The organism is Streptomyces sp. DSM 116793 (assembly GCF_057320905.1).
Genome location: NZ_CM170494.1, coordinates 1,474,660 through 1,488,808, shown reverse-complemented (window position 1 = coordinate 1,488,808; position 14,149 = coordinate 1,474,660). Strand labels below are relative to the sequence as shown.

14 protein-coding genes are annotated in these 14,149 nt (G+C 73.9%); 12 read left to right on the top strand and 2 right to left on the bottom strand.

Annotated features, from left to right (window positions below; genetic code table 11):
• Positions 1-142: 142 nt before the first annotated feature.
• Both ACSMXW_RS06290 and ACSMXW_RS06285 read right to left on the bottom strand, forming a co-directional pair.
• Positions 143-1,090, bottom strand: a complete 948-nt coding sequence (locus ACSMXW_RS06290; protein ID WP_485804472.1) for a ketopantoate reductase family protein — start codon at positions 1,088-1,090, stop codon at positions 143-145.
• Between the two features lie 214 nt (positions 1,091-1,304).
• Positions 1,305-1,940, bottom strand: coding sequence for a TIGR03085 family metal-binding protein (locus tag ACSMXW_RS06285; RefSeq protein ID WP_485804471.1), 636 nt, complete (start codon positions 1,938-1,940; stop codon positions 1,305-1,307).
• A gap of 136 nt (positions 1,941-2,076) precedes the next feature.
• On the opposite strand from ACSMXW_RS06285, the gene hisI reads away from it, so the two are divergent.
• The 12 genes from hisI to ACSMXW_RS06225 all read left to right on the top strand — a co-directional run bounded on the left by hisI (position 2,077) and on the right by ACSMXW_RS06225 (position 13,723).
• A complete protein-coding gene (hisI, locus tag ACSMXW_RS06280; protein ID WP_485804470.1) occupies positions 2,077-2,502 on the top strand; it encodes a phosphoribosyl-AMP cyclohydrolase in 426 nt (141 codons plus the stop codon).
• A gap of 11 nt (positions 2,503-2,513) precedes the next feature.
• Positions 2,514-4,082 carry an anthranilate synthase component I gene (locus ACSMXW_RS06275; protein WP_485804469.1) on the top strand — a complete coding sequence of 523 codons (1,569 nt, stop codon included), beginning with the start codon at positions 2,514-2,516 and terminating at the stop codon, positions 4,080-4,082.
• 7 nt (positions 4,083-4,089) lie between these two features.
• Entirely contained in the window at positions 4,090-4,779 is a 690-nt protein-coding gene (locus tag ACSMXW_RS06270) for a TIGR02234 family membrane protein (protein WP_485804468.1), read from the top strand.
• A gap of 442 nt (positions 4,780-5,221) precedes the next feature.
• Complete coding sequence (locus tag ACSMXW_RS06265; protein WP_485804467.1) at positions 5,222-5,476, top strand: HGxxPAAW family protein; 255 nt, start codon at positions 5,222-5,224, stop codon at positions 5,474-5,476.
• Between the two features lie 386 nt (positions 5,477-5,862).
• A complete protein-coding gene (locus ACSMXW_RS06260; protein ID WP_485804466.1) occupies positions 5,863-6,192 on the top strand; it encodes a DUF2752 domain-containing protein in 330 nt (109 codons plus the stop codon).
• A 249-nt stretch (positions 6,193-6,441) separates the two neighbouring features.
• On the top strand, positions 6,442-7,251 hold the full coding sequence (trpC, locus tag ACSMXW_RS06255) for an indole-3-glycerol phosphate synthase TrpC (RefSeq protein WP_485804465.1): 810 nt from the start codon (positions 6,442-6,444) through the stop codon (positions 7,249-7,251).
• A 57-nt stretch (positions 7,252-7,308) separates the two neighbouring features.
• Positions 7,309-7,521, top strand: a complete 213-nt coding sequence (gene trpM / locus ACSMXW_RS06250; protein WP_485807846.1) for a tryptophan biosynthesis modulator TrpM — start codon at positions 7,309-7,311, stop codon at positions 7,519-7,521.
• Between the two features lie 467 nt (positions 7,522-7,988).
• Positions 7,989-9,284, top strand: a complete 1,296-nt coding sequence (gene trpB / locus ACSMXW_RS06245; RefSeq protein ID WP_485804464.1) for a tryptophan synthase subunit beta — start codon at positions 7,989-7,991, stop codon at positions 9,282-9,284.
• A complete protein-coding gene (trpA, locus tag ACSMXW_RS06240) occupies positions 9,281-10,096 on the top strand; it encodes a tryptophan synthase subunit alpha (protein ID WP_485804463.1) in 816 nt (271 codons plus the stop codon). Before trpB ends, trpA begins: the two co-directional genes overlap by 4 nt.
• A gap of 63 nt (positions 10,097-10,159) precedes the next feature.
• Complete coding sequence (locus ACSMXW_RS06235) at positions 10,160-10,936, top strand: DsbA family protein (RefSeq protein ID WP_485804462.1); 777 nt, start codon at positions 10,160-10,162, stop codon at positions 10,934-10,936.
• Between the two features lie 326 nt (positions 10,937-11,262).
• Complete coding sequence (lgt, locus tag ACSMXW_RS06230; RefSeq protein WP_485804461.1) at positions 11,263-12,249, top strand: prolipoprotein diacylglyceryl transferase; 987 nt, start codon at positions 11,263-11,265, stop codon at positions 12,247-12,249.
• A 742-nt stretch (positions 12,250-12,991) separates the two neighbouring features.
• Positions 12,992-13,723, top strand: a complete 732-nt coding sequence (locus ACSMXW_RS06225; protein ID WP_485804460.1) for a VIT1/CCC1 transporter family protein — start codon at positions 12,992-12,994, stop codon at positions 13,721-13,723.
• Positions 13,724-14,149 lie beyond the last annotated feature (426 nt).

Sequence of the window (14,149 nt, the reverse complement as noted above, 5' to 3'; positions counted from 1 at the left end):
GCCGTCCCGCCGGGGGCGCCGCGGTGGGACGGCCCCCGTCCCGCCGGGATGCCCCGGCGGCAGGCAGGCCCCGCCCGGCCGCACCCCGGCGGCCGCTCGCCGTCCCCGATCTCACCGCTCCCCGGCATGGTCGGCGTCGGCCCTACCGGGCGGTGAGTTCGGCGACCAGCCGGGCGGTGACGGGCGTCCGGACGCCCTGGCGGTCGGCCTCGCGGAGCATGGCGCGGCCTATGGCGTCCAGTTCGAGGGGGCGGCCGGCCTCCGCGTCGCGCTGCATCGACGTGCGCATGGCCTCCGGAGCCCCGTCCAGCAGCCGCAGATTGTCATCGACGTCGATCGCGGCGCCCAGCCCCGCCGCCACCTTGACGTACTCCTCCAGCACCGCCACCAACTCGTCGCGGTGCGCCGTGCGCATGCCGCCGACCGGCACCGCATAGCGGGTGGTGAGCAGCGCCATAGGCGCCAGGAGCGTCAGCTTCTCCCAGAGCATGGCGTCCTCGTCGCCCCCGTCGCGCACCCGCACGGTCAGCCCGCTGCCGGACAGCACGGCGCCGAGCGCGGCCACCCGCTCCGCGGGCGCCGTCCGGCTGGCCAGGTCCACGGCCGCGAACGGGCTGGAGTGCACGATCCGGCCGGGCGCGACCCGGGTCGACTCGATGCGTATCGTGCCGGGTACCACCTGCCCGGCGGGGAAGCGGTCACGCAGCACGGCCACATGCTCGAAGCCGTTGAGCAGCGGCAGCACCAGCCCCGCGCCCAGCGCCTGACGCGGCACCCGGTCCAGGGCCGCGGCCAGCGCGGTCTCCTTCGGCGCCACCACACACGCGTCGACGGCCTCGCGCAGCACGGTGTCCGCCTCGACGGGCACCGTGAACTCGCCGAAGGTGCCGCTGCGCACGGACAGCCCGTCCTTCCGCAGCGTGGCGACGGTCTCCTCGCCCGCCAGACAGATCACCCGGTGCCCGGCCCGCGCCAGCAGTCCCGCGACCAGCCCGCCGACCCCGCCGGGGCCCAGCACGGCCACCGTCCGCTTCCCGTCCGCCTGTTCCGCCTGCTCGGCTCCATCCGCCCGCACTCCTGTTCCGATCATGGCAGCAGAGTGCCAGGCCCGCCGGCGGCGGCAGCGGGCGGGGTCAAGCCTGTCCAGCGCCGAGGAACAAGCCTGAAGGGCGGCGAATCAGCCCGTCCGGCGTGTTGAGGACGAGCGCGAAGCGCGACAAGGAGAGCCCGTCCGGCGCTCGAGGGCGAGACCGGAGGCCGGCGAAGCCGGAGGAACCGGGGCACCCCGGCCATGGGCGTGAGGGTTACATCCCGAGGCTGCTCGCACCCTGGAGGCGGGCGATCGCCTCCTTGTCCCCCTCCACCCCCACGTCGGCCTGCTCCTGCCGCCCGAACGCGAACATCACAAGCTCACCCGGCTCCCCGGTGACCGTCACCACCGGGGTCCCCCGCCGAGCCACGGCCGTCCGCCCGTCAGGGCGCCGCAGCACGAGCCCCACCGGCGACTTCCGGCCGAGCAGCCGCGCCGACCGCTCCAGGCGCGACCAGAGCGCGTCGGCGAAGACCGGATCGATCACCCGCGGCGTCCAGTCCGGCTGCGCCCGGCGCACGTCCTCCGCGTGCACGAAGAACTCCACGGCGTTCGCCAGCTCGTCGATCTGCTTGAACGCATACGGCGAGAAGCGCGGCGGCCCGGTGCGGATGAGCTGGATCAGCTCCTCGTACGGCTTCGCGGCGAACTCCGCCTGCACCCGCTCCAGACGCGGAGCGAGCTGCTTGATCAGTATCCCGCCGGCCGCGTCGGCACGGCGCTCCCGGACCACCACGTGCGCCGCGAGATCCCGGGTGAGCCAGCCTTCGCAGAGCGTCGGCGCATCGGGTCCCGCCGCCTCCAACAGGTCGGCGAGGAGAAGCCGTTCACGCTTGGCATGGGTTGACATGGGACAAGAGTACGACCGTGCCCCGTCCCGCAGGCGGAACCACTCCGTCCGCCACCCCGTTCGCCGCGCGGACCGTCCCCGTCCGCGGGCCGGACGGCGCCCCGCGATGTCACACCCATCGCGCACAATGGCACTCATGACCAGCACGCCCCGGCAGCCCAGCCAGCTCGATCCCGCGATCGCCGCCCGCCTCAAGCGCGGCGCCGACGGCCTCGTCCCCGCCATCGCCCAGCAGCACGACACCGGCGAGGTGCTGATGCTCGGCTGGATGGACGACGAGGCGCTGCACCGCACGCTGACCACCGGCCGCTGCACCTACTGGTCCCGCAGCCGCCGGGAGTACTGGGTGAAGGGCGACACGTCCGGCCACGTACAGCACGTGAAGTCGGTCGCCCTGGACTGCGACGGTGACACCGTCCTGGTCAAGGTCGACCAGGTCGGCGCCGCCTGCCACACAGGAGACCGCACCTGCTTCGACGCCGACGCGCTGCCGCTCGCGGAGCCGGACGGCGCGGGCGGCCCCGGGACCCGGGCGGGTCGGCCCGCCGGCCGGAATAAGTAAGGTCTCCCGCCATGGACCTGGAGACGTTCCGCAAGCTGGCCACCGACCGGCGAGTGATCCCCGTCAGCCGCAAGCTCCTCGCGGACGGCGACACCCCCGTCGGGCTCTACCGCAAGCTCGCCGCCGAGCGCCCCGGCACCTTCCTGCTGGAGTCGGCGGAGAACGGCCGGACGTGGTCGCGGTACTCGTTCGTCGGCGTGCGTTCCGCCGGCACGCTCACCGAGCGCGACGGCCAGGCGCACTGGCTCGGCACCCCGCCCGTCGGCGTCCCCACGGACGGCGATCCCCTCACGGCCCTGCGGGCGACGATCGAGGCCCTGCACACCCCGCGCGACCTGGCCTCCGGCATGCCGCCCTTCACCGGCGGCATGGTCGGTTACCTCGGGTACGACATCGTGCGCCGCCTGGAGAAGGTCGGCCCCGGTGAGCAGGACGACCTGCGGCTCCCCGAGCTGACCATGCTGCTCACGTCCGACCTCGCCGTCCTCGACCACCGGGACGGCACGGTGCTGCTCATCGCCAACGCCATCAACCACAACGACCTGGCGACCGGAGTGGACGAGGCCTACGCCGACGCCGTAGCCCGACTGGACGCCATGGAGGCCGACCTGTCCCGGCCGGTGACCCAGCCCCCGGCGGACCTCCCGGTCTCCCGGCTGCCGGATTTCACCGCCCGCTGGGGCGGCGCGGAGTACCAGGCGGCCGTGGCCGACATCAAGGAGCGCATCCACGCGGGCGAGGCCTTCCAGGTGGTGCCCTCGCAGCGCTTCGAGACCCCCTGCACGGCCAGTGCCCTGGACGTCTACCGGGTGCTGCGGGCCACCAACCCGTCGCCGTACATGTACCTCTTCCGCTTCCCGTGCGGCGACGGCGAGGCCTTCGACGTCGTCGGCTCAAGCCCCGAGGCTCTCGTCAAGGTCGCCGACGGCCAGGCCCTGCTGCACCCCATCGCCGGGACCCGCCCGCGCGGCGCCACCCCCCAGGAGGACCAGGCCCTCGCCGAGGAGCTGCTCGCCGACCCCAAGGAGCGCGCCGAGCACCTCATGCTGGTCGACCTCGGGCGCAATGACCTGGGACGGGTCTGCGAGCCGGGCTCGGTCGAGGTCGTCGACTTCATGTCGATCGAGCGCTACTCGCACGTGATGCACATCGTCTCCACGGTCACCGGCCGGGTCGCCGAGGGCCGCACCGCGTTCGACGTCCTCACGGCCTGCTTCCCGGCCGGCACCCTCTCCGGCGCCCCCAAGCCCCGGGCCATGCAGATCATCGACGAGCTGGAGCCCTCGCGGCGCGGGCTGTACGGCGGCTGCGTCGGATACCTGGACTTCGCCGGCGACTCGGACACCGCCATCGCCATCCGCACCGCCCTGCTGCGCGGTTGCACGGCCTACGTCCAGGCCGGCGCCGGCGTGGTCGCCGACTCCGACCCGGTGGCCGAGGACACCGAGTGCCGGAACAAGGCCGCGGCGGTCCTCAGGGCCGTGGACGCGGCCAACCGGCTCGGCGCACCGGGCGATGACCAGCCCCGGGACGGCAGCGGACACCCCGGGCCTCAGGGGCGAGTCGGGCGTAAGGGATAGTGGTGGGGTGACTTCAGCCGTACCACAGCCCCGTACCGAAGCCGGGTCCGCGTCGTCCGCCGCCCGCTGGGCGTACTCTCCAGGCCGTTCAGGCTCCGGGGGAGGGCGGCGCAGCCTGGCCGCCGCCCTGCTGTTCGGTTCCGCAGGCGCAGCCGTGGCACTGCTCGCCTCCCGCCAGGGCTGGGCCCAGGGCACGGCCGCGGTGGCGGGCGGCGACTTCCCGCTCACGGCCAAGGGCAGCGACGTCACCGGCGTGCCCGCGGCCCTCGCCGTCGTGGGCCTGGCCGCCCTCGTCGCCGTCTTCGCGGTGCGCCGCGCCGGCCGCCTGCTGGTCTCCGCGCTGCTCGCGCTGAGCGGCGCCGGCACGGTGGCCGCCGCCGTGACCGGCGCCACCGCGGACTCCGCGGGCGCCGCGCTCGACGAGCAGGCCGCGCAGGTCTCCGGGGACACGGCGGCCAGCGTCGAGGCGCTGAGCCACACCGCGTGGCCCTACGTGGCGGCCGCCGGCGGCCTCCTCATCCTCCTCGCGGGGCTCCTGGCGCTGCGCTACGGCCGTCTCTGGCCGGGGATGTCGGGCCGCTACGAACGGGACGGCGCGCCCCGGCCGCGTGCCGCGCGCCCGCCGGTCGATCCCGACCGGCCCGAGGAGCTCTGGAAGGCCCTGGATCGCGGGGAGGACCCGACGGCGTCGGCCTGACGGCCGGTATGGCTCCGCGGCCTGACGGCCGGAGCGCCCCGGAGCGCGGGGCCGTGGTCTGCGCCGCGTGGGCGGTGCGGGGCCGGGGGTCGGGGGCCGCGGCCACGACGCGCCTGCGGCGGGCCACCGGGGCCCAGGCCCCTTGCGGTGTCGTTGCCGGCTGGGGGCTGGTGGGGGTGGTTGCGCGGTTTCCCGTGTCCCTGGGGGGTTTCGCCGGGGGCCTGGCGGTGTCGTTGCCGGCTGGCGGCTGGTGGGGTCTGGTAGCGCGGTTCCCCGCGCCCCTTCCGGGGGGCCTGAGGGGGCGGGGCGCCGTGGGTACCCCGGGCATGGGCGGGTGTGTACGTGCGGGACAATGATTTTCGGGCGCCTGGCGCCGCGGCACCATACACCGCACCGACGCACGGCAACCGCATCGACCGCATAGAGCAACGAGGAGCAAGTCATGGCGGGCAGCAGCCACGGCAACGGCCACGGCAACAGCCACGGACACACCCCGGCCGCCTGGACCGGTGTCATCATCACCTTCATCGGCTTCTGCATCGCGGGTGCCTTCATGGTCATGGATGAGCCGGTCGGCTTCTGGGTCGGCATCGGCGTGATCTTCCTCGGCGGTGTGGTGGGCGGCATCATGCACCTCGCCGGTCTGGGCCAGCACAAGCCGCGCCAGCCGTCGCACACGGTGGCGCCCGAGAGCTGACCCCCGAGCCGGAGAGCCCGCGGGGGCGCCGAGAGGCGGGCCCGGCCGCCGCGGGGGACACTGCGGGCGTGGCACCCGCGCACCCCGCACCCCCGCACCGCGCCCCCGGACCCGGCGCCCCGGCGCAGGACGGGCCCGCACCGGGCGCACCCGCCCGCCCCCAGGCCCCGGCCACCGCTCCTGCGCCCGGCGCGCAACCCGCCTCACGGCGCCCCGCCCCGTCCCACGGCGCCCCCGGACGCCCCACTGCCCGGCCTCCAGGAGTACCCGCCCACCGCGCACGGCTCCGCTCCGCCTCCGGGCGCTCCACCCAGGGCCCCGCCGCCCTCCGGCGCCTCGTCACGCCCCTGGGTGCGCTGGTCCCCGCCGCCGCTGCCCTCGCCTATATGGGCGCCGTCGATCCGAACGAGCCCGGCCACTACCCCGTATGCCCGTTGCGGCAGTTCACCGGCCTGTGGTGCCCCGGCTGCGGGGGCCTGCGCAGCGCCCACGCCCTGGTGCACGGCGACCTGCCCGGCGCGCTCGCCGCCAACGCCGCGGCGGTCGCCGGGTACGGGCTCCTTGTGGTGTTCTGGGGTGTATGGGTGGTGAGAACGGCGCAGGGGCGGGCGTGGGCGCCCGTGCTCCGGCATGGGCGCCTCTGGACGCTCGGGGTGCTGCTCACCGTCTTCACGGTGGTCCGGAACCTTCCCTTCGGCGGCTGGCTCCATCCTTGACCGTCAGTTTTCGACCATCCGCGGAACAGCCAGGTGGCGAGCCTTCCCCGGCCCAGGTGCGAGGTCTGGACCGCGCTGCGGATACCATCACAGAGACCGACGGGTTGCCCCATGCAGGGGTGATCCGGGACACAATTTCGATCTTCGGCTGCCGGTCCGCAGGACCGCCGCCGGTCCGCGGGACCGCCGCCGGTCCGCGGCAAGGGCACGGGTGGCCGCCGGAAAGCCGTCTGAGAGGGGACAGCGCGCGTGAGTGTGCTCGACGAGATCATCGAGGGGGTCCGTGCCGACCTCGCGGAGCGGCAGGCGCGTGTCAGCCTCGACGAGCTCAAGGAGCACGCGAAGCGGGCTCCCCAGGCCCGGGACGGCATCGCGGCCCTGCGGGGCCCCGGTGTGAAGGTGATCTGCGAGGTCAAGCGGTCCAGCCCCTCCAAGGGCGCGCTGGCCGCGATCGCCGACCCCGCGGCGCTGGCCGCGGACTACGAGGCCGGAGGCGCCTCCGTCATCTCGGTGCTGACCGAGCGGCGCAGGTTCGGCGGCACCCTCGCCGACCTGGAGGCCGTCCGCGCCACGGTCGACATCCCCGTGCTGCGCAAGGACTTCATCGTCACGTCGTACCAGCTCTGGGAGGCGCGCGCCCACGGGGCGGACCTCGCGCTGCTGATCGTCGCCGCTCTGGAGCAGCCCGCCCTGGAGTCGCTGGTCGAGCGCGCGGTGTCCATCGGGCTCACCCCGCTCGTCGAGGCGCACGACGAGGAGGAGGTCGAGCGTGCCGTGGCGGCCGGCGCCAAGGTCATCGGCATCAACGCCCGCAACCTGAAGACGCTGGAAGTCGACAGGTCGACCTTCGAGCGGGTCGCCCCGGAGGTCCCGCCGGGCATCGTCAAGGTCGCCGAGTCGGGCGTCCGCGGGCCGCACGACCTGATCGCCTACGCGAACGCCGGCGCCGACGCCGTCCTGGTCGGCGAGTCGCTGGTCACCGGCAAGGACCCCAAGGCCGCGGTCTCCGACCTCGTTGCCGCGGGCGAGCACCCCGCGCTGCGGCACGGAAGGGGCTGACGTCCCGTGCCCGCCGTCCCGTTCACCCCCGCGGTCCAGGACCCGTCGAGCGACGGGCTGTTCCGCACGGCCGAGCCCGGCCGGTGCGCCGGCCCGGGCTCCGGGGCGGCACGCGATCCCTACGCCCGCCTCGCCCGCGGCTGCCGGCCGCGCGGCTGCCGGGCCCCGGCGCGGCGTGTGCACGGCCGCCGCGTCCGTTATGTGATCGGCGACGAACCGGGCCAGGTCAACGGCATGCGATGGCCCCACCCCCGGGGCCACCACCGCTGACCCCGGGACGCCGGAGCCGGCTGCGCCGACCCGGCCATGCCCGGCCACGCGCTTCGAGCCGCCCCGGGCCACGTCGCGGAGCCAGCCGCGGACGCGTCCTCGTACCGGGCGCCTCCTCTCCTGCCACGGCACCCCTGATTCCCGTCGCGGTACCCAGCCGAGACGGCGGGGTGCGGTGGCAGGGGAGCCACCGCAGGTGGGACGGGACCGGGGGAGGGAAGCCGCCCTCCACCGTGCTCCCCGCTCCCGCGGCAGTGGTGCGGCGGCGGCCTCGCGAGGCCCGGTGGCACCGGGATCAGCGCAGGCTCCGTGCGGCAACGGTCAGGGCTGGGTGGACCGTCCGCCGCGCCGGAGACGCCCCGGGAACCGCGGCACCGCCGTCGCGGACAAGCCCACTCAGCCGAACGACACAGTCAACCCGTTTCCAGGGGCGAAGCCCCTGCGAAGGCACCGTGAGGTCATCCCACATGCCAAGCAACCACTTCTTCCCCGACCTGTCGGGGCAGACCCCGAGCGCCGAGGGCTACTTCGGCGCCTTCGGCGGCACGTTCATCCCGGAGGCCCTCGTCGCCGCCGTCGACGAGGTCGCCGTCGAGTACGACAAGGCCAAGTCCGACCCGGCGTTCGGCGCCGAGCTCGACGACCTGCTCGTGAACTACACCGGCCGCCCCAGCGCCCTCACCGAGGTCCCCAGGTTCGCCGAGCACGCCGGCGGCGCCCGGGTCTTCCTCAAGCGCGAGGATCTCAACCACACCGGCTCGCACAAGATCAACAACGTGCTGGGGCAGGCCCTCCTCACCCGCCGGATGGGCAAGACCCGCGTCATCGCCGAGACCGGCGCCGGGCAGCACGGCGTGGCCACCGCCACCGCCTGCGCCCTCTTCGGCCTCGACTGCACCATCTACATGGGCGAGATCGACACCGAGCGCCAGGCGCTGAACGTCGCCCGGATGCGCATGCTCGGAGCCGAGGTCATCGCCGTCAAATCCGGTTCCAGGACCCTCAAGGACGCCATCAACGAGGCGTTCCGTGACTGGGTCGCCAACGTCGACCACACCCACTACCTGTTCGGCACGGTGGCGGGACCGCACCCCTTCCCGGCCATGGTCCGCGACTTCCACCGCGTCATCGGCGTCGAGGCCCGCCGCCAGCTCCAGGAGCGCGCCGGCCGCCTGCCGGACGCCGCGGTGGCCTGCGTCGGCGGCGGCTCCAACGCCATCGGCCTCTTCCACGCCTTCCTGCCCGACCCGGACGTCCGCCTGATCGGCTGCGAGCCCGCGGGCCACGGCATCGCCACCGGCGAGCACGCCGCGACCCTCACCGCGGGGGAGCCCGGCATCCTGCACGGCTCCCGCTCCTACGTCCTCCAGGACGACGAGGGCCAGATCACCGAGCCGTACTCGATCTCCGCCGGGCTCGACTACCCGGGCATCGGACCCGAGCACGCCTTCCTCAAGGACAGCGGACGCGGCGAGTACCGCGCCGTCACCGACGACCAGGCGATGCAGGCCCTGCGGCTGCTCTCCCGGACGGAGGGCATCATCCCGGCCATCGAGAGCGCCCACGCCCTGGCCGGGGCCCTGGACGTGGGCCGCGAGCTCGGCCCGGACGGGCTGATCGTCGTCAACCTCTCCGGACGCGGGGACAAGGACATGGACACCGCAGCCCGCTACTTCAACCTGTACGACGCGGACGCGGCCGTCGAGGCCGACGCCTCCGCGGGCCGCGGCGACGCCGCCGAGATCGAGGGGGACGCCCGGTGAGCGGGAACATCCAGCTGCTGAACGACGCGCTCGCCCGCGCCAAGGCGGAGGACAGGTCCGCCCTCATCGCCTACCTGCCCGCCGGATTCCCGACCGTCGACGGGGGCATCGAGGCCATCACCGCCGTCCTGGAGGGCGGCGCCGACATCATGGAGGTGGGCCTGCCGCACAGCGACCCCGTGCTCGACGGCCCCGTCATCCAGACCGCCGACGACATCGCGCTGCGCGGCGGCGTGCGGATCGCGGACGTGATGCGCACGGTCCGCGAGGCCCACCGGGCGACCGGCAAACCGGTCCTGGTGATGACGTACTGGAACCCCATCGACCGGTACGGCATCGAGCGCTTCACGGCGGAGCTGGCCGAGGCGGGCGGCGCCGGCTGCATCCTGCCCGACCTGCCGGTCCAGGAGTCGGCGACCTGGCGGGAGCACGCCGCCAAGCACGACCTCGCCACCGTCTTCGTCGTCGCCCCCAGCAGCCGGGACGCCCGACTCGCCACGATCGGCGCGGCGGGCACGGGCTTCGTCTACGCGGCCTCGCTGATGGGCGTCACCGGCACCCGGGAGTCCGTGGGCGCCCAGGCGGAGGACCTGGTGCGGCGCACCAGGGCGGCCACCGAGCTGCCCGTCTGCGTCGGCCTCGGGGTCTCCGACGCCGCGCAGGCCGCCGAGGTCGCGGGCTTCGCGGACGGCGTCATCGTGGGTTCCGCCTTCGTCAAACGGATGCTGGACGCACCGGACCAGCAGGCCGGCGTGGCGGCGGTCAGGGCGCTCGCGGGGGAGCTCGCCGAGGGCGTGCGCGGGCGCTGGTAACCCGTCCGGGTGGACCTGGCACCGGGGAGGCACGCAGGTGCCTCCCCGGGTCGTTTGCGGGGTGTGAACGACAAGAACGGTAAGGGGAAGCGCACGGCCCGTGAGCGGCTGGCGGCCGAGCGGGAGCAGCTCAAGTCACGCGAGAAGCGGCGGCGGACGCTGCTCGTGGGCGCGGCCGTGGTCTGCATCATGGGGCTGGCCGCCGCGGTGGGGGTGCTGGCGGCCAATGCCGGCGGTGACAAGAGCGACTCCGCGGGGCCCGTCATCGCCCCCAAGGGAGCCGTCGGCAAGGGCGGGCTCGCCATCCCCGCCGGCCGGGAGAGCGCGAAGTCCACGCTCACCGTCTGGGAGGACTTCCGCTGCCCGGCGTGCAAGCAGTTCGAGACCACCTTCCGCCCCACGCTCCACGACCTGACGGGAAGCGGCCAGCTCAAGATCCAGTACCACCTGGTCACGCTCATCGACGACAACGCCGGCGGAAGCGGCTCCCTGCACGCCGCCAACGCCGCGGCCTGCGCCCAGGAAGCGGGCAGGTTCTCCCAGTACCACGACGTCCTCTACGAGAACCAGCCCCCCGAGACCCAGGACGGCTACGCGGACAACGGCACCCTCATCCGGCTCGCCGGCAAGGTCAGCGGCCTGAGCACCCCCGCCTTCCGCAAGTGCGTCGAGGACGGCACGCACAACAGCTGGGTCGCCAAGTCCAACCAGGCCTTCCAGGACAGCACCTTCCAGGGCACCCCGACCATCCTCCTCAACGGCAAGAACGTCTTCGGCGACCAGAACAACCCCCTGACCCCGCAGAAGCTGCGGCAGATGGTGGAGGCGGCGGACAGGTAGGCACGGGGCGGCCGGCGGCGGGCGGTCGGCGGCCGGGCGGGTACGCGGCGTGCGGCGGGCGTGTGGCTTGCGGCGTGCGGGCGGGCCCGGCGCGCCGAGGGTCCGGCCTTCCTGGCTTTCCCGGCCTTCCTGGCCTTCCTGGCCTCCCCGTGCGCCCGGAGCGGGGCCGGGGGAGGAGCCAGCGGTCCATCGGTCCAAGGCGGGGCGAGCGGTCCAAGGGCGGGGCGAGCGGTCCAAGGGCGGGGCGAGCGGGCGGGGCCCGTTATGGAGCCGTAGCCGGTCGGGTTGCCGTCAGCAGGGTCAGGCAAGGTAGCGTCAGACCTGCCATGGACCTAGCTTTCATCCCCAGCCCGTCGCGCGGTGTGCTGTATCTCGGCCCCATTCCGCTGCGCGGCTACGCGTTCTGCATCATCATCGGTGTCTTCGTGGCCGTCTGGGTCGGCAACCGCCGCTGGATCGCCCGCGGCGGGGCCCCCGGCACCGTGGCCGACATCGCGGTGTGGGCGGTGCCGTTCGGTCTGGTCGGCGGCCGGCTCTACCACGTCATCACCGACTACGAGCTGTACTTCAGCCCCGGCCGCGACTGGGTCGACGCCTTCAAGATCTGGCAGGGCGGCCTCGGGATCTGGGGTGCCATCGCGCTGGGCGCGGTGGGTGCGTGGATCGGCTGCCGCAGGCGGGGCATCCCGCTGCCCGCGTGGGCCGACGCGGTCGCGCCCGGAGTGGCGCTGGCGCAGGCCTGCGGGCGCTGGGGCAACTGGTTCAACCAGGAGCTGTACGGGCGCAAGACCGATCTGCCGTGGGCGCTGAAGATCACGTCGACGGCGGACGGCCGGGTGCCGGGCTACTACCACCCCACGTTCCTGTACGAGTCGCTGTGGTGCGTCCTCGTGGCGCTGCTGGTCATCTGGGCCGACCGGCGTTTCCGGCTGGGGCACGGGCGTGCGCTGGCGCTGTATGTCGCGGCGTACTGCGTGGGGCGGGCCGGCACGGAGTACCTGCGGGTGGACGAGGCGCATCATGTGCTGGGTCTGCGGTTGAACGAGTGGACCGCGATCATCATTTTCCTCGCTGCTGTGGTGTACCTGGTGGTGTCTGCGCGGGTGCGGCCTGGGCGTGAGAAGGTCGTGGAGCCGGGCGTGGCTTCCCCTTCGGGGCCGGATGCGCCCGGTTCGGCGGAGGCTTCCGCTTCCGGGGCATCCGAGGTCTCCGGGGCCTCCGGGGCCTCCGGGGCCTCCCCGGTCCCCGGGACCTCCGAGGCCTCTGCGGAGTCCCCCGACTCCATGGCCGACTCGGCCAAGCCCAAGCCCTGAGCGGCACCCCGCAGGGGCGGAACTGTGAGCCCCTCGCGGTTTCGTTCCGGGCCACCGGCCGGCGGGGGTTGATCACGTAGTTCCCCGCGCCCCTGTGGGCTTCGCCGAGGGTTCTTGCGGTTGTGTTCGTTCTGCTGGTCGGTGGGGGCTGGTCGCGCAGTTCCCCGCGCCCCTGCCGGGGACCGTCGAGCCGCCACCCACCGGCCCCGGTCCTCGGCCACCTCTGCGCCGCGGCGGCGATCCATCACCCACTCGACCTCCGGCTCCCTCTCCGCCGCGACGTCGATCAGCCACGAGGTGGTAGTCCGGCGGTGCAGAACCCGGCGTAACGCTCGGTGGGCGGGAGCTCACCTTCCCCTGTCGGCCCTCGGCCACCCCTTCCGCCGCGACGGAGATCAGCCACGACGTGATGGTCCGGCGGTGCCGAACCCCGCGTAAGGCCACCGCCGGCGCAGCCTGAGCCGCCGGCGAAGCCGGACCTCCGGTGGAGCCGGACCCTCGGCGGAGGCGCCCCCCGGTGGAGCCGGAGCCCCCGGCGGTAGCCGGGCAGTCGCTCGCCGTGCCGGGTGACCCCGGACCCTCGGCTCGGCGCGGAGCGTTTGCGCAGGTAAGTACGGCCTTCCTTGCTGGCGGCAACTCCTTTTCGTGCGTACTTTCGAGGGTGCCGGAGGGGGACAGCGGGGGGCGCCGGGCCCCAGCTCGGACGAAGACCCCCGGCGCACAGGAGAGGAGCGGTGGGCGGATGTCCATCATTGACACCGAGGCCACGCTGCACGAAGCGCATCGCGACAACCACACGCACCGCGATGTGAACGGTGGCTGGCTGCGCCCCGCGGTGTTCGGCGCGATGGACGGCCTGGTCTCGAACCTCGCCCTGATGACGGGCGTGGCCGGCGGAGCCGTCTCCCCGCACACCATCGTCATCACCGGCCTGGCCGGCCTCGCCGCCGGCGCGTTCTCGATGGCCGCGGGCGAGTACACCTCCGTCGCCTCCCAGCGCGAGCTGGTCGAGGCCGAGCTCGACGTGGAGCGCCGGGAGCTGCTCGGCAACCCCATGGACGAGGAGGAGGAACTCGCCGCGCTCTACCGGGCCCGCGGCGTCGAGCCCGAGCTGGCCCGCGAGGTCGCCCGCCAACTCTCCAAGGACCCCGAGCAGGCCCTGGAGATCCACGCCAGGGAGGAGCTGGGCATCGACCCCGGCGACCTGCCCTCGCCGGCCGTCGCCGCAGCGTCCTCCTTCGGCTCCTTCGCCCTGGGCGCCCTGCTGCCCGTCCTGCCGTACCTGCTCGGCGCCACCGCCCTGTGGCCCGCCGTGCTGCTGGCCCTGCTCGGCCTCTTCGGCTGCGGCGCCGTGGTGGCCCGGGTCACCGCGCGGTCCTGGTGGTTCAGCGGCCTGCGCCAGCTCGCCCTGGGCGGCGCCGCCGCCGGTGTGACCTACGCCCTGGGCACACTCTTCGGCGCGGCCGTAGGATAAGGGGCTGGCCTGGTCTCCCGGTGCTCCCATGCGTGTGGCTGTGCAGTTAGCTGTTACCTGACGGTTTCAATGTGCTGACCCCTGGGCATGAGCGATAAGCGCTGGCGGGCAACGAAGCTCGTCGAGCACCGGGCCGACGGGCACTGATCTGCTCGCACGGGTCCACCCCTGAGAAGCCTCATCGGCCTGCCGTACCACAACCGGGTCTGTCAGCCAGTAAGTGTCCGTCCTGTACATACCAGCGGGTATCCGTCCGCGTCGTCGGCATCCGCCTCGATAGGGCAGTCGGCGCGGAACCTGTGGGCGTCCGCCCCACGGCTCCGCACGGATACCCCTTGCATCGCCTTGACCGGCACCCCGCCGCTCACCGGGCGATGTCCGCATGTTGGAACGCATCATCCGATTTCCGGAAAGCGTTTCATCATG

Coding starts and splice junctions, on each gene's coding strand:
- trpB (WP_485804464.1), top strand. CDS start 7,989: ATGCCAAGCAACCACTTCTTCCCCGACCTGTCGGGGCAGACCCCGAGC.
- ACSMXW_RS06290 (WP_485804472.1), bottom strand. CDS start 1,090: ATGATCGGAACAGGAGTGCGGGCGGATGGAGCCGAGCAGGCGGAACAG.
- ACSMXW_RS06285 (WP_485804471.1), bottom strand. CDS start 1,940: ATGTCAACCCATGCCAAGCGTGAACGGCTTCTCCTCGCCGACCTGTTG.
- ACSMXW_RS06265 (WP_485804467.1), top strand. CDS start 5,222: ATGGCGGGCAGCAGCCACGGCAACGGCCACGGCAACAGCCACGGACAC.
- hisI (WP_485804470.1), top strand. CDS start 2,077: ATGACCAGCACGCCCCGGCAGCCCAGCCAGCTCGATCCCGCGATCGCC.
- ACSMXW_RS06275 (WP_485804469.1), top strand. CDS start 2,514: ATGGACCTGGAGACGTTCCGCAAGCTGGCCACCGACCGGCGAGTGATC.
- ACSMXW_RS06260 (WP_485804466.1), top strand. CDS start 5,863: ATGGGCGCCGTCGATCCGAACGAGCCCGGCCACTACCCCGTATGCCCG.
- lgt (WP_485804461.1), top strand. CDS start 11,263: ATGGACCTAGCTTTCATCCCCAGCCCGTCGCGCGGTGTGCTGTATCTC.
- ACSMXW_RS06225 (WP_485804460.1), top strand. CDS start 12,992: ATGTCCATCATTGACACCGAGGCCACGCTGCACGAAGCGCATCGCGAC.